The sequence below is a fragment of the Candidatus Delongbacteria bacterium genome, assembly GCA_041675285.1.
Lineage (GTDB): Bacteria > CAIWAD01 > CAIWAD01 > CAIWAD01 > CAIWAD01 > CAIWAD01.
This window is the reverse complement of record JBAYTZ010000007.1, coordinates 181,498-198,389: the sequence shown is the minus strand read 5'-3', so window position 1 is coordinate 198,389 and position 16,892 is coordinate 181,498. Positions and strand designations below refer to the sequence as shown.

General features: G+C 70.1%; 14 protein-coding genes and 1 tRNA gene. 9 read left to right on the top strand and 6 right to left on the bottom strand.

The annotated features are described in order from the left end of the window. Positions 1–117: 117 nt before the first annotated feature. On the bottom strand, positions 118–1,659 hold the full coding sequence (locus WC326_09390) for a hypothetical protein (protein MFA7331274.1): 1,542 nt from the start codon (positions 1,657–1,659) through the stop codon (positions 118–120). Positions 1,660–1,772: 113 nt separating this feature from the next. Between WC326_09390 and WC326_09385 the strand changes: the two genes are divergently transcribed. From WC326_09385 to WC326_09375, 3 genes are read left to right on the top strand one after another with little or no spacing between them, the layout of a single operon-like run. Continuing rightward, complete coding sequence (locus WC326_09385) at positions 1,773–2,345, top strand: DUF5698 domain-containing protein (GenBank protein ID MFA7331273.1); 573 nt, start codon at positions 1,773–1,775, stop codon at positions 2,343–2,345. 29 nt (positions 2,346–2,374) lie between these two features. Next, entirely contained in the window at positions 2,375–3,154 is a 780-nt protein-coding gene (locus tag WC326_09380; protein MFA7331272.1) for a hypothetical protein, read from the top strand. Between the two features lie 38 nt (positions 3,155–3,192). Beyond that, positions 3,193–3,840 (top strand): hypothetical protein, encoded by a 648-nt coding sequence (locus WC326_09375; protein MFA7331271.1) that lies wholly within the window; start codon positions 3,193–3,195, stop codon positions 3,838–3,840. A gap of 60 nt (positions 3,841–3,900) precedes the next feature. On the opposite strand, the gene WC326_09370 is transcribed toward WC326_09375, so the two are convergent. Beyond that, positions 3,901–5,382: an FAD-dependent oxidoreductase gene (locus tag WC326_09370; GenBank protein ID MFA7331270.1), complete on the bottom strand. Its 1,482-nt coding sequence runs from the start codon at positions 5,380–5,382 to the stop codon at positions 3,901–3,903. 78 nt (positions 5,383–5,460) lie between these two features. Here WC326_09370 and WC326_09365 point away from each other — a divergent pair, with 78 nt between their 5' ends. The 4 genes from WC326_09365 (at position 5,461) to WC326_09350 (ending at position 13,330) form a co-directional block, all read left to right on the top strand. Then, positions 5,461–6,804 carry a cyanophycin synthetase gene (locus tag WC326_09365; GenBank protein MFA7331269.1) on the top strand — a complete coding sequence of 448 codons (1,344 nt, stop codon included), beginning with the start codon at positions 5,461–5,463 and terminating at the stop codon, positions 6,802–6,804. 27 nt (positions 6,805–6,831) lie between these two features. Next, positions 6,832–7,737, top strand: coding sequence for a proline dehydrogenase family protein (locus WC326_09360; protein ID MFA7331268.1), 906 nt, complete (start codon positions 6,832–6,834; stop codon positions 7,735–7,737). 287 nt (positions 7,738–8,024) lie between these two features. Continuing rightward, positions 8,025–11,654 (top strand): hypothetical protein, encoded by a 3,630-nt coding sequence (locus tag WC326_09355; GenBank protein ID MFA7331267.1) that lies wholly within the window; start codon positions 8,025–8,027, stop codon positions 11,652–11,654. A 287-nt stretch (positions 11,655–11,941) separates the two neighbouring features. Next, complete coding sequence (locus WC326_09350) at positions 11,942–13,330, top strand: T9SS type A sorting domain-containing protein (GenBank protein ID MFA7331266.1); 1,389 nt, start codon at positions 11,942–11,944, stop codon at positions 13,328–13,330. 173 nt (positions 13,331–13,503) lie between these two features. Here WC326_09350 and WC326_09345 read toward each other — a convergent pair. After that, positions 13,504–13,574, bottom strand: a tRNA-Gln gene (locus tag WC326_09345). A 105-nt stretch (positions 13,575–13,679) separates the two neighbouring features. On the opposite strand from WC326_09345, the gene WC326_09340 reads away from it, so the two are divergent. Beyond that, positions 13,680–14,435: a class I SAM-dependent methyltransferase gene (locus WC326_09340; GenBank protein MFA7331265.1), complete on the top strand. Its 756-nt coding sequence runs from the start codon at positions 13,680–13,682 to the stop codon at positions 14,433–14,435. A gap of 149 nt (positions 14,436–14,584) precedes the next feature. Further along, positions 14,585–15,688 carry a hypothetical protein gene (locus WC326_09335; protein MFA7331264.1) on the top strand — a complete coding sequence of 368 codons (1,104 nt, stop codon included), beginning with the start codon at positions 14,585–14,587 and terminating at the stop codon, positions 15,686–15,688. A 12-nt stretch (positions 15,689–15,700) separates the two neighbouring features. Here WC326_09335 and WC326_09330 read toward each other — a convergent pair whose 3' ends face one another. The 3 genes from WC326_09330 to rpsR all read right to left on the bottom strand — a co-directional run bounded on the left by WC326_09330 (position 15,701) and on the right by rpsR (position 16,892). Continuing rightward, entirely contained in the window at positions 15,701–16,030 is a 330-nt protein-coding gene (locus WC326_09330) for a hypothetical protein (protein MFA7331263.1), read from the bottom strand. A gap of 71 nt (positions 16,031–16,101) precedes the next feature. Then, complete coding sequence (gene rplI / locus WC326_09325; GenBank protein ID MFA7331262.1) at positions 16,102–16,656, bottom strand: 50S ribosomal protein L9; 555 nt, start codon at positions 16,654–16,656, stop codon at positions 16,102–16,104. Between the two features lie 11 nt (positions 16,657–16,667). Further along, on the bottom strand, positions 16,668–16,892 hold the full coding sequence (gene rpsR, locus WC326_09320) for a 30S ribosomal protein S18 (protein MFA7331261.1): 225 nt from the start codon (positions 16,890–16,892) through the stop codon (positions 16,668–16,670).

The following is a 16,892-nucleotide window of genomic DNA, read 5'->3' as shown; positions in this document are numbered from 1 at the left end:
TCGGGCAGAATGCGGCCGCCGGGCTGTCAGACTGTCAGGCGCCCCCGGAGTTTTCCCGGGTTTCGCGCGAACGGCCTGGACAGGGCAAGTCCCGGGCCAAGTGGCGGCACTGCGAGGCTACGCCGTCAGCTCGGCCGCCAGGGCCGCGGGATCCAGCGCCTCCAGCAGGCGGTCGGCGCTCTCCTCCCACAGCTCCGGGTCGTCGGGCTCCGTCAGGCTCTCCAGCAGCAGGCCGCCCCACTCCGGCGACGCCGCCGGGCCGACGTCCCGCCAGCGCGCCCGCAGTCCGGCCGCCAAGAGGCGCGCCGCCAGCCGGGGCAGGGACTCGCCCGCCCGCAGGCCCAAGCCGGGATCCACCGTCCACAGGTCCGCCTCCTCCACCCGCTCGGGCAGGCCCAGCCACTCCCGGCGCAGGCGCAGCCAGAGTCCGCCCGCTTCGCGGACAGTGGCCGGAATCCGCGCCAGCCAGTCCACGCGCAGCAGCTCCTCGCCCAGCTCCAGCAGGGCCTGCTCGCGCCACCAGGCCTCCCAGCCCGGCTCCAGGTCCTCCAGCAGCCGGCCGGCGCACTCGGGGTTCCCGGGCAGGTCGGCCAGCAGGCGGCCCAGGGTGAAGGACTGCAGCGCGCGCTGAGCGCAGGCCGGTCCCGGCTCCTCGCCGCGCTCCCGCAGGCTGACCGCCGTGGCCTGGCGGGCCAGGGACTCGCCCAGTCCGTGCAGGGCCCGCCGGGCTCCCCAGGGATCGGCGCGCAGATCCAGCAGAACCACGGGCCAGCGGCCCTCGGGCCCGGACACCAGGCCCTGGAGCAGCTCCGGCAGTTGCTCGGCCTCGGTCACCCAGGGCTGCAGCTGGGCGCCGATCTCCAGTCCCAGCAACTCGGCCACCTCCTGGAGGAGGTCCAGCGGCGGTTTGCGCGCCAAGGTGCGCAGGAATCCGCCCGGCGGCAGGCCGTCCTGACCAGGCGCTCCCGCCGAATAGAGGGCCCCCCGCCGCAGGGCCGTGGCCTCGGGGTCCGCGCCGCGCCGGGACTCGGCCGCGGCCAGGATGGCCGGACCCAGCCGGGCGCGCAACTCGTCCAGCCAGCGTTCGGGACGACCGGAGTCCAGACCCAGCCGCAGCGCGCGGCGCTCCAGCGCGCCGGACCAGCCCCCGGCCCGGGCCGCCTCGTCCTCCAGCCGCAGCCACTCCAGCAGTTCTTCCGCTCCCGCGGGACCGGGCGCCGTGAGGGCCTCCCAGGCCGGGGCGCGTTCCTCCGCCAGGCGGGACTCCGCCAGCACGCGCCGCAGGTCGCGGCGCGGCAGGGCCTTGCCGAACACCAGCGGCCGCTGCCTGAGCCAGCGTTCCTCAATCCCGAGCTGCAGTTCGTCCTGGCGCAGGCGCAGGGCCTTGTCCCCCTGGCCCTCGGCCAGCTCCTGGAACAGCGCCAACAGGCGCGCCTCCAGGCCGGGATCCTCCAGCGGGCTGAGCAGGGCCTCCTGGACCTGGTCCAGCAGGACGGGATCCGCGTCCGCGCCGCGCAGGGCGGACTGGGCCCGCAGCATGGCGGGGGCGTCCAGGCGTCCGGCCAGGAAGCGCAGGCGCGTCTCCTGCCAGGCCTCCAGCAGCGGCTGCCGGACGGCGCCGTGGGCCTCCACGAGTTGGCGGGCTTCGTCGATGAACATGCGGCGTCCTTTCTGCGGAGACGGGTTTTTTGCAGCGCCACAAGGTAGCACGGGAGCCGGGGGCCGCGGCCTATATTGGGGCGAATGCCGGTTCAATCCCTGTTGGAGAACTCGTGGAATTCCTGGCCGACCTTCCGTCCTGGCAGCTGGGGCTGCTGATCTTCTGCCTGCGCATCGTGGATGTCTCCATGGGCACGGTGCGCACCCTGGCCGTGGTGGCCGGGCACATCCGCATCTCCGTGGTGCTGGGTTTCCTGGAGGTGCTGATCTGGGTCTTCGCCATCAGCCAGGTCATCCAGACCGTGGCCGAGAGCCCCTTCGTCCTGCTGATGTACGCCGGCGGCTTCGCCACGGGCAACGCGGTGGGCATCCTGGTGGAGCGGCGGCTGGCCATGGGCAAGCGCGTGGTGCGGCTGATCTCCCAGTCCCGGGGCAGCGAGATCGCCGCCGCGCTGCGCGAGTCCGGCCAGCCCGTGACCACTTTCCGCGGCGAGGGCCGGGACGGCGAGCGGCTGATGATCTATTTCCTTTGCGAGCGCAAGGGTCTGCCCGAGATCATCGCCAAGGCCAAGGACCTGGATCCGGAGCTGTTCTACGTCATCGAGCCGGTGTCCGAGAGCCGGGCCCTGCCCAACCTGCCCCTGCCCCGGGCCACGGGCTGGCGGGCCTGGATGAAGCAGAAGTGATTCCCCGGACCTGCAAGACTGGAGGCAGCATGCGCACGACCCAATGCACCCGGAACCCGCTCCCCGCGCCGGGGTGGAGCGGTTGGCTCCTGCTCGCCCTGCTCGGCTGGAGCCTTGGCGCCAGGGCCCAGGCGCCCACAGCGGACGACAAGCTCGACACACTGCTGGTGAAACAGCAGGAGCTGCTCGATCGGCAGGTCCAAGAAACCCGGGGACAACTGGACTCGCTCTTGGCCAAGCAGCAGCGCCTCTTGGAAGGCCAGGCCCGCATCGAGCGCGAGGTGGTGCCGCAGGATCCCTTCCCCGACGGGGCGCTGGGTTTCGCCTTCAACCTGCCCCTGGCCATCGCCGCCACAGTGGACGAGACCCGCATGATCAGCGCCTCGCTGTTCTGGTTCCCGCCGCACAGCCAGCTGGAACTGGTGGTCCCGATCTGGATCCGCACCGTGAACGAGGACTCAGAGTTCCGCGGCACCCTGGTGGACCTGCAGGGCCGCTACTATTTCAGCCCCAAGCGCGCCGGGTTCTACTGGCTGGGAGGCCTGCGTCAGGCCTGGCTCTCCGGCCGCGCGGAAGACCGGTACCTCGAGGACTTCACCCTGGTCGAGGGACGGCACACGAGCTTCTCGAAGAGCGGCGTCTACGGCGGCGTGGGCTTCCGCGCCCATTCCAAGCGCTTCTACTGGAACTGCAACGTGGCCTTCGGCCGCTATTTCGGCGGCAGCTCCACGGAGATCCGGGACCAGCGCTTGATGGGCGAGGATTACCTGCTGGACGCCGAGTTCTTCAAGTTCGGCCTGATCTTCTGACCCGAAGTCGCCAACCGAAGCCGAAGCGGGAGGATCCGATGGCGCCCTGGTTCCGCCTCCGATGCGGCGCAAGCCTGCTGGTGCTCCTGGCCGGACTGGCCGCTGCCACTGAGCCGACTCCGGCCGCGACGCAACCCGTGGCCGCACGCAGCTTTTCCCTGGCCCTGAATCCGTGGGAATTGGCCTTCCAACCAGTGCTCCGCTCCCTTGACAATCCCTCGGGCTCAGGTGGCTCAGGTTGGTTTGAGCGGGGGGGTACGCATGGCGATGATCCACTGGTGATTCAGGTGCTGCCCACCTGGCATCCGCCCAGGTCTGCCTGGGGGCTTGCCCTGCCTGTCTACTGGCGGAGCATAAAGGATCAGGACTTCCAAGTACTCCTCACCGATGTGCGGGTTCAGTGGTATACGCCGGGTTCGAACAGGAAGGGCTATCTGCTGGCCGGCGTGCGCCGCACGTGGGAAGCGGGCCGCCTCCAGGACGACCACCGGCGGGTGCAGCTCAACCGATTTGGCGGATTCGTGGGCTCAGGCATTGAGTTTTCCAGCGGCCGCTTCTTCGCCTCCTTCGCCGTCATGGCCGGCATGTATGGCGGTCCGGAACCGCCTGACCTGGCCGGCCACAACCTCCAGGGCAGCAAAGTCCTCTTCCACGTGGAGCCGTTGCTGCTGGGGATTCGATTCTGAGGATTGAGGAATCGTGCGGCCCGGTCGTCCCCCCACTCCCGCCACCGGGAGTCTCTGGGGCTAGGGAAGCGGGGCCGCGGACGGCTGGGACAGGTGCTCCGCCGCGCGCAGCAGCGGATCGGCCAGCGGTCCGAAGGGCGGGCTGTAGGCCAGGTCCAGCGCGGCCAGCTCCGCCGCCGTGCCGGCCCGCTGCAGCAGGGCGGCCAGCGGATTGATGCGCAGGGCCCCGCCGCAACCTTCCGAGAGAATCGCGCCGCCGCGCAGGCGGCCGTCCGGTTCCGCCTCCAGCCAGACCTCCAACCGTCCGGCGCCGGGCAGAGCATGGCCAAGCGTTTGGCCCGCCGCCCGGGAACGCCTCACGGCGGCCGGTGCGGCCGCGCTTGGACGGGCCGCGCGGGCCATCCCCAGGCCCAGCAGTCCGCTCACCGGCGGGATGTCCACGACGGCGGGCGCCGCCGCGACCTCATCCGGTTCGCTCAAGCGTCCGCAGCGCGCCAGTTCCAACCCGAAGCAGCGCAGCACCTGGGTCAGCGTCCCCGGGGTCGCTTGGCGCTCGTCGGCCCCCGCGGCGGCGTTCCAGCCGGCCACCCGGCCGCCCGTCAGCGCCTCGCGGGCCTGGGGATTCCAGACCCGCGCGGACTCCCCCGCCCGCGCGGGCACCGCCGGTTCGCGGCAGGCGCAATCCCCCGCCGCCCAGACGGGCAGACCGCCCACCCGCAAGGCGGCGCTCACCGCCAGCGCCCCGGCAGCGGTCCGCTCCAGGCTGCGGGGCAGGAACTCCGTGTTGGGCGTAATGCCCGCGCAGGCGGCCACCAGCTCCACTTCCTCCAGCGCCGTACCGCCGGCCGGGGACTCCAGCTCCAGGCGGCAGGCCAGGGGTTGGTCCTCCGCCCGGCGGATGCTCCAACCCAGCCGGAGGCGGACGCCCTGCCGCTCCAGCTCCGCGGCCACGGCCGCGCGCAGCTCCCGGGGCCAGCCCTTCAGCGGCAGCGGTTCCGGATCCACCAGCAGGACCTCCAGTCCCAGCTGGCGCAGGGCCTCGCACAGCTCCAGCCCCAGCGGCCCGGCTCCGGCCACCGCCACGCGGCGCAGCCCGCCCAAGCGTTCCTTCCAGGCGCGCAGATCGTCCAGGGTCTTGAGGGGAGCCAACCGCGTGGCGGGCAGGCCGGGGATGGTCAGCTCGCGGCTGCGGGCGCCGCTGGCCACCACCAGGCGGTCCCAGGCCAGTTCGAGTCGCTCGACGCCCCCGGCGCCGCGACGCTCCAGCTGCAGGCGGCGGGCCGTCGGGTCCACGGCCAGCACGCGCTGGCCCAGCGCCAGTTGGATGTCCTGTTCGTGGAAAAAGGCGGCGGGCCGCACGCGCAGATCCTCCGGGGCGCGGGTCGGATCCGCCAGGTTGTAGGGCAGGCCGCAGGCGCCCCAGGAGATCTCGCCGGAGGCTTCCAGAACCAGGATGCGCAGGTCGGCGCGCCGCCGCCGGGCCGCCAACGCCGCCGCCAGACCCGCCGTGTTTCCGCCGATGATCACCAGCTGTTCGTCCACGTCCGCTCCCTGTCTTGGCAGCCTGAGGGGCTGCGCGCGGCCAATGTAGGTAAGCACCTGCGTAGCCATATTGGGCCCATGGAAGAGCAAGCCGACACCCCGCTGCCCGCGGACTTCGATCCCGCCTACCTGTCCACCGTGGATGAATTGTATCACGACGAGTGGGCGCTGCACAAGTTGCTGCGCATCCGCTGGCTGGTGGACTCCATCCAGTCCTTCTGGCCGCAGGGCCATCCCGCCCGGTTGATCCACGTGGCGGGCACCAACGGCAAGGGCAGCACCTGCCGCCTGCTGGAGGCCGGGCTGGCCCTGGTGGGTCCGGCGGGCGCCATGACCAATCCGCACCTCTTCGACTTCGCCGAGCGTTGCAGTCTGAACGGCGTGCCGCTGCCCCACTCGACCTGGAGCCGGCTGTGGCGCGAACGGATCCGCCCGCACTCCTTGGATCGCGCCGAACGGGGACTCGAACGCGGCCTCAGTTTCGCCGAGGCGGGCATCCTGCTCAGCCTGCAGGCCTTCGCCGAGGCCGGCGCGCGCTGGGGCATCCTGGAGACGGGGGTGGGCGGACGCTACGCGCCCAGCATGGCCCTGACGCCGGCCCTCTGCGTTCTGACCAACGTGGGCAACGACCACCCGCGCACCCTGGGGCATGCCGTCTGGCAGCGTGCGCTGGAGAAGGCCGGCATCGCCCGGCCCGGCGTGCCGTTGCTCACCGGGGCCCGCGGCCAGGCCCTGGAGGTGATCCGCCGGGTGGCGGAGCAGGAGGGCGCGCCCCTGCACGTGGTGGACGAGGCGGCGGTCACCGGGCTGCGCCTGCGGGCGGCGACGCTGTGTGACACAACCGGTCTGCCCGAGCACGCCTGGCGCAACCTGGCCCTGGCGCTGGCCACCCTGGAACGGGCGGAACCCGGGCTGGAGCCCAATGAGCTGCTGCGCACCCTGCTGGCGGTGCCGCCCCTGCCCGGGCGCTTCTGGCAGCCCCGGCCCCACCTGGTGGCCGACGTGGCCCACAACCCGGACAAGCTGGCGGCCCTGGCCGCCCAACTGGCCGAAGTCTTTCCCGGCCGGCCGCTGGTGCTGGTCTTCGGCGTGAGCCGGGAGCGCGCGCTGGCTCCCATGCTGGCGCCGCTGGCGGATCGGACGGCGCACGTGGTGCTCACCGGCGCCTCCTATGCCGGGCGCGCTCCCGGCGCGCTGGCCGACGAGTGCCGCGCGGCCTTTCCCAATCTGCCTTTGCAGGTGGAGCCCGATCCCGTCCGCGCGCTGGCCCTGGCGGAGGCCGGCCGGCGGGACGACGAGCTGGTGGTACTGACCGGCAGCGCCTACAGCATCGACCAGGCCCTCAACCCCGACCCCTGCCTGCGCCGGCTCAACGCGGAGTACGGGCGCCGGGGCCGCGCCGGTGGCCCGGCGAATCATTAAAATCCTGACAACCAAACCGGAGGACCCATGTCCGCTTTCAACAATCTGGTTGCCAATACACTGCCCTACTTCCCCAAGAAACTGGTGGGGCACCTTTCCCGGCACTACATCAGCGGCGAGCAGCTGGACGACGCGGTGCGCGTCGGCCGGGAGCTCATGGCCGAGGGCTGCTGCCTGACCCTGGACGTGCTGGGCGAGCATGTCCAGCGCCCCGAGGAGACCCACGCCTACGCCAAGCTCTACCTGCAGGTGGTGGAGCGCATCGCCCGGGACGGCCTGGACGCCAACGTCAGCGTGAAACCCACGCAGATGGGGCTGGCCCTCGACCCGGCCCTCTGCCGCGCGAACTACCGCGCCATCCTGGAGCAGGTCGACCGCCAGGGCAGCTTCCTGCGCATCGACATGGAGGACACGCCCTTCACCGACGCCACGCTGGACCTGCACGACGAGCTGCGGGCCCAGTTCCCGGGCCGGGTGGGCGTGGTGATCCAGGCCTACCTGCGGCGCACGTTGCCGGACATCGAGCAGCGGCTGATTCCCGCCGGAACCCACCTGCGGCTCTGCAAGGGCATCTACAAGGAGCCGGTGGAACTGGCCTACCACGGCTACCAGGAGATCCGCGACAACTACCTGCGCTGCCTGGAGGCCCTGCTGGAAGCCGGCAATTACGTGGGCATCGCCACCCACGACCGCTTCCTCGTGGAGGGGGCGCTGAAAATCATCAAGCGGCTCAAGCTCACGCCCGACCGCTACGAGTTCCAGATGCTGCTGGGCGTGCTGCCCGGGCTGCGGCGCGAGATCGTGGGCCAGGGCCACAAGCTGCGCGTCTACGTGCCCTTCGGCGAAGCCTGGTTCGCCTACAGCACCCGGCGCCTCAAGGAGAATCCGGACCTGGTCATGCACTTCGTCAAGGATTTCTTCCGCAAGCACTGAGCGCGGATTCAGCCGTTTCGGGGCCGGAGGAGATCTATCCAACGGCCCTTTTTCGTTCCTGCCCGGCCAGCCCGGCCCCACGGACCCCGTGACTTGTGCAAATTCCGGCGCGAGCCCCGCCTCGACTTTGGAACGATGCGGACGCTTTCTTCGTGGTCAGATAGCCTGTTTCACGTCCGGCGGGCCGCTCCAGAGGGCCTGATTCTTGCGCAGGTATCCTTGCCCAATCCACTTGTTCAACATCCTGTTCCTCCCCGCCGGGGGACCAACCGCAGCCGGAGTGTGCCATGAGTTTCCTGTCGAATCCGGTCCGTCGCTGGACCGGTCTGGGGTGCCTGCTGGCCCTACTCGCCACCGTTGGCCCGGCCCGGGCCCAGGTGAGCGCGGGCGGCACGCCGCCCAGTTTCCGTCACCCGCTGGCCGAGACGGTGCCCAGCCTGTCTCTGCCCGCCCCCGACGTGGCGCGCTATCTGGCGGAAGACGCCGGCGCGGACAAGGCCAGCACGCCCTGGCGCTTCGGCGCTCCCGTGCCGGTGGATCTGGGGCTGGACAACGCGGGGGTCTGGTCCACGCTGCCCGACGGCGGCCGGGTCTGGCGCCTGCGCCTCGCCAGTCCAGGCGCCTACAGCCTGAACCTCCAGTACGACCGCTTCCAGCTGCCCGCCGGCGCCGAGTTCTTCCTCTACCTCGACGACCAGAGCCAGCTCATCGGCGCCTTCACGGAGTACAACAGCGCCAGCTCGCCGGACGGCAGCTTCGCCACCCAGCCCACCCCTGGCGACGCCGTGGTGCTGGAGTATCACGAGCCGGCCTGGGTGGCCTTCCCGGGCGACCTGCACGTCAGCTCCGTGGTGCACGCCTACCGCAACGTGTTCGGCCGCGTGGAAGACGAGCGCGCCTACGGCGACTCGGGCAGCTGCAACAACAACGTCAACTGTCCCGAAGGCGCCCCCTGGCAGACCCAGAAGCGCGCCGTGGCGCTGATCCTCACCAGCGGCGGCTCGGCCCTCTGCAGCGGCGCGCTGGTCAACAACACGGCCCAGGACCTGCGCCAGTATCTCCTTACGGCCAACCACTGCGGGCTGTCCACGGGCAGCTACATCTTTGTCTTCAACTACGAGAGCCCGGGTTGCACAAACCAGAACGTGAGCTACACGTCGGTGACGGGCTGCACGCTGCGCGCCACCAACGCGGACTCGGATTTCACGCTGGTGGAGCTGACGGAGAACATCCCCGCCGCCTACAACGCGCACTTCGCCGGCTGGAGCGCCGTCAACACGGCCAGCACGCTGAGCGTGGGCATCCACCACCCCTCGGGCGACATCAAGAAGATCAGCTTCGACAACAACGCCACCAGCAGCGACCGCTACCTGGGCACCTCGGGCGTGGTGGACTCCCATTGGAAGATCACCCAGTGGGACGACGGGACCACCGAGGGCGGCAGCTCGGGCAGCCCGCTCTTCGACCAGAACCACCGGATCACGGGCCAGCTGCACGGCGGCTACGCCAGCTGTTCCAGCCTTACCTCCGACTGGTACGGCAAGTTCTCCATGAGCTGGAACCGCGGCTCCAGCGCCGCCACGCGGCTGGTGGACTGGCTGGATCCCGGCAACACGGGCCTCACGGTCCTGGACGGCGTGGATGACGCGCCGCTCACCGTGCCGGTCCTGGCCCTGGGCGGCGTGACTGTCTCCGACGGCGACGACGGCGCGCTGGATCCCGGCGAGACGCCGACCCTGGTCATCACGCTGGCCAACTCCGGCGCGGCGGCCAGCAGCATCACGGGCACCCTGAGCGAGACCAGCCCCTACATCAGCGTCAGCGACGCCAGCGGCGCCTGGCCCGCCATCGCCACGGGCGGCAGCGCGGCCAGCAGCAATTCCTTCGTGATCAGCGTGGATCCCGCCACGCCCGTGGGCCACGTGGCCTCCTTCAGCCTGGTGATCAGCGCCGCGGGCGGCTACAGCACCACGCTCACTTTCAGCCTGACCTCCGGCCTCACCACCGAGGGCTTCGAGAGCGGCGACTTCAGCGCCTGGAGCTGGAGCCAGAGCACCCTGCCCTGGACCGTGGGTACGGGCACCGTGCACGGCGGCAGTTTCGCGGCCCGCAGCGGGGTCATCACCCACAACCAGACCTCGAGCATGAGCCTGGCCCTGCAGGTGGCGTCCAGCAGCAGCCTGTCCTTCTATTACAAGGTCTCCTCCGAGGCCACCTACGACTTCCTGCGCTTTTACGTCGACGGCGTCGAGCAGGGCGCCTGGTCGGGCGAGCTGGACTGGACCCTGGCGAGCTACACGCTGGCCGCCGGCGCCCACACCTGCACCTGGACCTATTCCAAGGACGGCTCCGTCAGCACCAACAGCGACGCGGCCTGGGTGGACGACATCGTCCTGCCCGCGCTGGGCCAGCCGAGCTACCCGGACATCTCCGTGACGCCGGCCAGCCTGAGCAAGACCCTGGCCCCGGGCCAGACCGGCACGGAGAGTCTGACGATCCTCAACACGGGAGAAGCCACGCTGACTTGGAGCGCCGCGGCCTCCACGGTCAGCCTGCAGAGCAGCCTGCCCTTCCTCAAACTGGCCAAGGGCGAGGCGGACCCGCGCCCGGGCACTTTCGAACGCAACGCGGGCGGTCCCGACGCGTTCGGCTACCGCTGGGAGGATTCCAACCAGGCCGGCGGCCCGGCCTACAGCTGGGTGGACATCAGCGCCACGGGCACGACGGTGAGCTGGGCGACGGGCACCAGCGACGACGGCCTCAGCGCCGCGCTGCCGCTGGGCTTCCCCTTCTCGTTCTACGGGACGACCTTCAGCACGCTCAAGGTGGGCAGCAACGGCTACCTGAGTTTCACCACCAGCGCCACGACCTACACCAACCAGGGCATCCCCGGCGCGGCGGAGCCCAACAACCTGCTGGCGCCCTTCTGGGACGACCTCAACCCGGGTTCGGCGGGCAGCGTCAAGTACCTGGCCGACGGGGCCAACGGTCGCTTCATCGTGCAGTGGACGGGCGTGCCGCTCTACGGCACCGGCAGCTACCAGACCTTCCAGGCGCTGCTGTTCAGCGACGGCCGGATCCTCTTCCAGTACCAGACCGTGACGGCCGCCACGGGCTGCACGGTGGGCATCGAGAACGCCGCTGGCACGGACGGCCTGCAGGTGGTGGCCAACGCCGCCTACCTGGGCAACGGCCTGGCCATCGAGTTCAGCTCCCAGACGCCCTGGCTGAGCGTCGCGCCGACCAGCGGCAGCGTGAATGCCGACGGCAGCAGCGCGCTGAGCGTGACCTTCGACGCCAGCGACCTGACGGCCGGAACCTATACGGGCCTGGTCACGCTCAGCAGCAACGACCCCGACGAATCCAGCGTCGTGGTGCCGGTCAGCCTGCTGGTGGGCAACGTCGACCAGAGCGCACCGCTGATCAGCCTAAGCTGCCTGGACGACAGCTGGACCGACCAGCCCCGCGCCGTCACGGCCAGCATCACGGACGCCAGCGGTGTCGCCTCGGCCAGCCTGCTGTTCAGCGTGGACGGCGGCGCGCCGCAGTCCGCCGGGTTGACGGCGGCCGGCGGCGACCTGTGGACGGGCGACCTGCCCGGCCTGCCGGCCCCCGCGACGGTGCAGTACCAGGTGCAGGCCGTGGACGCCAGCCCGGCCGGCAACTCGGCCCTCTCGGCCGCCTGCGACTACCAGCTGCTGCTGCTGGGCGTGCCGCAGACCCAGATCCAGCTGCTGGCCGGCTCGATGATCCAGCTCAGTTGGACGGCGATTCCGGGCGCCCTGGGCTACCACGTCTACTCGGCGCCCTCCCAGGGCGGCGCGTGGAACCTGGCGGGCAGCACGGCAGGCACCAGCCTGACCCTGCCGGCGGGCGCCGACGAGCTGCGCATCTTCCAGGTGCGCGCCACCCACTGACCGATTGACAACCTGAAGCGGAGGCGGCTGCGGCCGCCTTCGCTCTCTCCGCCGCGTCCCATCTCTCCAAACCTACCGAGCGGGGTTGTTCACCCCGCCGGAAATCGAACGCCAGTCGGCTTTGCCCGTATTCACGAAAGGGCCTAGTCATGACTCGCCATTCACGGACTCTCCGGAATGTGCGCGAAGTTTGGGAACCGCTTTGACTGGCATATGGATTGCTCGCCCGGGCTCAGCAAATCAAACGACTCGCATACAAACATCGAGATGTGTCCAAGGAGGGCTCCATGAAGGCCTTGTCAATCCTGCTTGTTGGTTGTCTGGGTCTGGGCTCCAGCGCCCTGGCCAGTTCGACAAACCCGGCAGGCACCCGGCTGCCGTCCCAGCCCGGGCAGTACGGTCACGCCCGCACGTCCCAGGAAGTCCTGGTGGTGCGTGATTACCAGCCCTGGGGCGGGGACGTGGTTCCCCGGTTCACGGAGCGCGGCGTCAACGTCACCGTGGCCAGCTCCATGGATCTGCGCACGGCCGACCTGAGCACCTATTGCCTCGTCTACGTCACCGGCGCCATGACGGAGAACGGCGACGACACTTCGCTCAACCTGAATTCCCTGGCCGCCCGCAACAATCTGGCGGCCTACGTCACCGACGGCGGCGCGGTCTTGTACAACACGGCCAGCCTGGGCGCCACCCTGCGCCTGCCCGGCGGCGTGAACTCGGCCGTTGCGCCCCAGAGCTACAACCTGTTTCCGGACGTCAACCCGCTGAGCGCGGGCATGCCCTTTCCGCTCTTCGAAGGCGGAATGGCCAGCCACGACAGCCTGATGAACCTGCCCGGCACGACACTCAGCTACATCACCGACCTGGACGGCCACGTCACGGGCGCGGACTATCCCGTGGGCGCGGGCCGCGTGCTGGCGCTGACCCAGCCCTTCGAGTACTACCTGGGCGATGGGGCCGGGACCTTCCCGCACATGCTGACCCTGCTGGACAACGCCCTCGGCTACGCCCTCTCCATGGGCCAGTGCGACGGCCAGGTGGTCCCCGGCGAGCTGAGCCTGTCCATGGACGCCATCAGCGCCTTCGGCTGCACCGACGAGCTCTACAATCCCGCCGCCGGCGATCTGGCGCTCACCATCACCAACGTGGGCGGCTCCGCCTGCCAGGGCATCACGGCCACCCTGCTGGCCGGCACCGGCCTGCAGGCCGTGGGTTCCCCCGTCCAGGGCGCCGACCAACTGCTGCCCGGCGAGAGCATCACGCTGACCTTCCAGGTGGCTCCGCTGGGCACGCCCTGCGACGAGTCCCTGCACTACGACCTGCTGGTGGACTGCGCCACCTGCCCGGCCCTGGCCACCTCCGGCATGATCTGGGTTCCCTGTTGCGGCGTGGTGGACGCGCTGGACGCTCCCCGGGCCTTCGAGCTGCGGGGCAACCACCCCAACCCCTTCAACCCGGTCACGACCATCGACTACAGCCTGTCTGTCACCACGGACGTGCGGCTGAGCGTGTTCAGCCTGACCGGCGAGCGGGTGGCCACCCTGGTGGACGGCCCGCAGGCGGCCGGCGCGCATCGGGTTTCCTTCGACGCCAGCCAGCTGAGCAGCGGCCTCTACCTCTATCGCCTGGAGGCCGAGGGCCGCACCCTGACCGGACGCATGCTGCTGATCAAATAACCGTTGGTCCCCCCCCAGTTCGATTCCAAGCCCCGGCCCGCAAGGGTCGGGGTTTTTCATGGGTGGTTGGACGAGCGGGTTGGACCGGGCGAGGGGCAGGGCAGCTGGAACCGGAGCGGGCATGGCAGCGCGGGCCGGCCACGAAAACGGCCACCGAAGTGGCCGTGGGAAAGCTGGGCTGCAGGGACTCGAACCCCAATTCGCGGAACCAGAATCCGCTGTCCTGCCATTAGACGACAGCCCACTGAGTAGAAGGCCCCTAATATAGGCCGCGCTCCGGCAAAGTCAAGGGTGGGCCGGAAAAAGCCCGCCGCTTGCTACGTTGGGCCGTGAAAATGGGGATCCGGCCATGGGCTTCAACATCGGCACCGACTTCGACCGCGCCATCCAGTGGGACCTCCGGCTGGAACGGGAACTGCCCTTCCTGCGCGCCTGGCTGCGCAGCTGGAACGCCCGCCACGTGACGGATCTGGGCTGCGGGACGGGCCGCCATTGTCTGGCTCTGGCCCAGGCCGGCTTCGAGCTGACCGGCCTGGACAGCAATGAGGAGATGCTGGTAGCCGCCGGGGAGCTGCTGGACGGGCACCCCGAGCTGGCCGCCCGCTGCCGCTTTCTGGCCGGCGACCTGCGCCAGCCCCTCGGCTTGCCCCCCCAGGACGCCGCGCTCTGTTTGGGGAACAGCCTGTGCCTGCTACGCGATCTGGACGAAGTGGCCCAGGCGCTCTCCGTCATTCGAGACAGCCTGCGTCCCCGCGGCGGCCTGATCCTCCACGTGCTCAACTATTGGAAATTCCGCGACCCCGCCCGGGCCTTCTTTCCCCTCAAGACGGATGAGGAGGACGGCCAAGCTCGCCGGCATTTCCTCAAAATGATTGAGCTGCATGAACATCACGCGCTGGTCCACCTGATCCGGATCGAACAGGATCCCGCCGGCCACTGGGCGCGCCAAGTGCGCAGCGACCGGCTCCTGCGCCTGGACGCCCCGCTGTTGCGCAAGCTGCTGCTGGGCTGCGGCTTTCGCGAACTCCAAGCCTATGGATCCTTGCAGGGGGAGACCTATCAGGCGGACAGCCACGATCTGGTGCTGTGCTGCCGGAGGAGTTAACCGCCCGCCCCGTTGCCGGGGCGGGCTTGCCTTGGGAACCTCAGCGGTACGGGCTCCCAAAGCTGGAGGGGGAATGTCTCAGCTTTGGCGCAAGGCGGAAAGTGCATGTTCCTGACTGAACATTCAATGGCGAAAGTGCCCGTTCGAAAATGCTGATTCCATTTTCTCCCTACGCGCCGGCCCCCCTGCCCTGGTCCCGCCGCTTCGCCGACGCGGCCAACAGCTCGCGCTCGAAACTGCCCGGGCCCGCCTCGCTGGAGCGGGTGCGCAAGCTGTCCGTGCCGCCCGCCGACACGCCCGGGGTCTGCCTGTCCGCCCCGGGCGCGGGCCTCTCCCTGGTGCGTGGCGCCCGCTTCCTGCAGTGGGACGCCGAGGGCGAGCCCGTCCGCCAGATCGATCTGCAGACGGGCACGCCCGGCGCGGATTCCCGCTCCGAGCCCGCCACGTCGCACGCCTGGGGATCCGCCCTCTGGCTGGCGGGCGGCCGCTGCGTGTTCGTCAGCCCCAGTCGCATCCTGCTGCTGGACGCCGACGGGCACTTCCGCCGGTTGGGCGACACGTCGGAGTCCGGCTTTCACTCCCCCCTGGGCATGACGGCCTCCGCGGACGGGCGCCTGCTGGTCTTCTCCGGCGCCGGCGACCTGCATGTTTTCTTCCATCAGGACGAACTGGCCCTGCGCCTCAGCTTCCGACGCGACGGCCAGCTCTCCGCTGCCGGTCCGCCGCTCTATCCGCCCACCCTCTACCGGGACGGACGGATGGTGCTGCAGCACGAACTGGGCTGCCTGTGCTGTTCGGCCATGGGAGAAGTGGAGTGGTGGTTTCCCGGCGGCGATCTGGCTCATCCGCCCGTGCTCAACCGCGACGAGGATTGCGGCTTCCTGGACGCCGCCGGGCGCACGGTCTTCGTGGATCGCCAGGGCACGCCGCAGAGCGAGATGGGCGAGCCCCTGCTGCTGGCCGCGCGCCCGCGGGGCGGCTGGCTGGGCCTGGGCCAGGACGCGCTGTATTCACTGGATCGCAACTACGACTTGATGTGGCGCCTGCCCGTGGAGTCCGCCGGCCTGCCGCCCGTGGTGGACAGCCGCGGCTGGATCTGGCTGCTGGACCAGACAGAAGGGCTGCTGCAGGTCGCGCCGGAGGGGCGGATCAGCGGCCGCCTGCCCCTGCCCGTCCGGCCGGGCCTGCTGGCCCTGACCGCCCGCGGACAACTGGCCTTCGATCTGGGCGAAGAGGTCTGGCTGATCGGCTGAACGGGTCTGCGCTCAGCGTTCGGAGAGGGAGTCCAGCCCGCGCAGGGAATCCGCCAGCGCGCGGCTGGATTCCAGCGCACGTTCCCCTTTGCGCAGCAGATCGCCCGTCTGCTCCACGGCGCCCCGGGCCACCCGACCCGCGCCCCGGGCCAACCGGTCCACGTCGTCCGGCACCTGCTGGCCCGTCAACCGGAACCAGGCCACCAGCCCGACCACCACCACCAGCAGGAAAAGCGCCAAGGTCAGCAGGCGCTTGATCAGCGCGTAGACGAACAAGGCCGCGGCCGCCACCAGGGCGGCCACCAGCCAGGGATGTCCAGCCATCCCGTCCAGCAGGTCCATGGGTTCCTCCCACAGAAAAAAGGAAGGGGCCCTCGATCTGGCCCCTTCCAACACTCGTGATTCCGGGCGGCCTAGGCCTCGTCGTCTTCCTCGCGCCCCTTGGCCGGGGTCGCCGGGACTTCGCCGCGGGCCAGGGCCTCCGAGGCCGCCACTTCGGCCTCGATGGCGGCGCGCACCAGGGCGTCCGCATCGGTGACCAGCACGCGGGCCTGGGCCGAGATGTCGCCGTAGAGCTTGATCGGGACGAAGAACTCGCCCAGCGCCTTGATGGGCTGGTCCAGGCGAATCCGCCGCCGGTCGATCTCGATGCCCGCGACGTGCAGCAGGTCGGCGATGGTCTGGGCCGTGACGCTGCCGTAGAGGCGGCCCTGCTCGCCGGTCTTCATTTCCACCTTGTACTGGTGGCTCTCGATGCGCGCGCGCAGGGCGTCGGCCCGGCTGCGTTCGCGCTCGGCCGCGCTCACCAGCTGCAGCTTCTCTTCCTCGAAGCGGCGCAGGGCGCCCGGCGTGGCCGTGTAGGCGAAGCCCTGGGGAACCAGGTAGTTGCGGGCGTAGCCCGGCTTCACGCTGACCAGTTCGCCGATCTTGCCCAGGTTATCGATGTCAGTGCGCAGAATGACCTTCATCATCCACCTCCTTAGGCCGGGTTGTCGGACACGAAGGGCAGGAGCGCCAGGATGCGCGACCGCTTGATGGCGGTGGAGAGCATGCGCTGATGCTTGGCACAGGTGCCGGAGACCCGACGGGGAATGATCTTGCCGCGCTCCGTGAGGAAACGGGACAGCCGCTTCTCGTCACGATAGTCGACATACTTCACGCCGGCTTCACAGAAGCGGCAGATGCGTTTGCGTTGATAGGCCAT

Excerpts from the sequence above, each read along its gene's own strand:
- WC326_09390 (MFA7331274.1), bottom strand. The coding sequence starts at position 1,659 with ATGTTCATCGACGAAGCCCGCCAACTCGTGGAGGCCCACGGCGCCGTC.
- WC326_09380 (MFA7331272.1), top strand. The coding sequence starts at position 2,375 with ATGCGCACGACCCAATGCACCCGGAACCCGCTCCCCGCGCCGGGGTGG.
- WC326_09375 (MFA7331271.1), top strand. The coding sequence starts at position 3,193 with ATGGCGCCCTGGTTCCGCCTCCGATGCGGCGCAAGCCTGCTGGTGCTC.
- WC326_09365 (MFA7331269.1), top strand. The coding sequence starts at position 5,461 with ATGGAAGAGCAAGCCGACACCCCGCTGCCCGCGGACTTCGATCCCGCC.
- WC326_09360 (MFA7331268.1), top strand. The coding sequence starts at position 6,832 with ATGTCCGCTTTCAACAATCTGGTTGCCAATACACTGCCCTACTTCCCC.
- WC326_09355 (MFA7331267.1), top strand. The coding sequence starts at position 8,025 with ATGAGTTTCCTGTCGAATCCGGTCCGTCGCTGGACCGGTCTGGGGTGC.
- WC326_09350 (MFA7331266.1), top strand. The coding sequence starts at position 11,942 with ATGAAGGCCTTGTCAATCCTGCTTGTTGGTTGTCTGGGTCTGGGCTCC.
- WC326_09340 (MFA7331265.1), top strand. The coding sequence starts at position 13,680 with ATGGGCTTCAACATCGGCACCGACTTCGACCGCGCCATCCAGTGGGAC.
- WC326_09335 (MFA7331264.1), top strand. The coding sequence starts at position 14,585 with ATGCTGATTCCATTTTCTCCCTACGCGCCGGCCCCCCTGCCCTGGTCC.
- WC326_09330 (MFA7331263.1), bottom strand. The coding sequence starts at position 16,030 with ATGGACCTGCTGGACGGGATGGCTGGACATCCCTGGCTGGTGGCCGCC.
- rplI (MFA7331262.1), bottom strand. The coding sequence starts at position 16,656 with ATGAAGGTCATTCTGCGCACTGACATCGATAACCTGGGCAAGATCGGC.
- rpsR (MFA7331261.1), bottom strand. The coding sequence starts at position 16,892 with ATGGCCTATCAACGCAAACGCATCTGCCGCTTCTGTGAAGCCGGCGTG.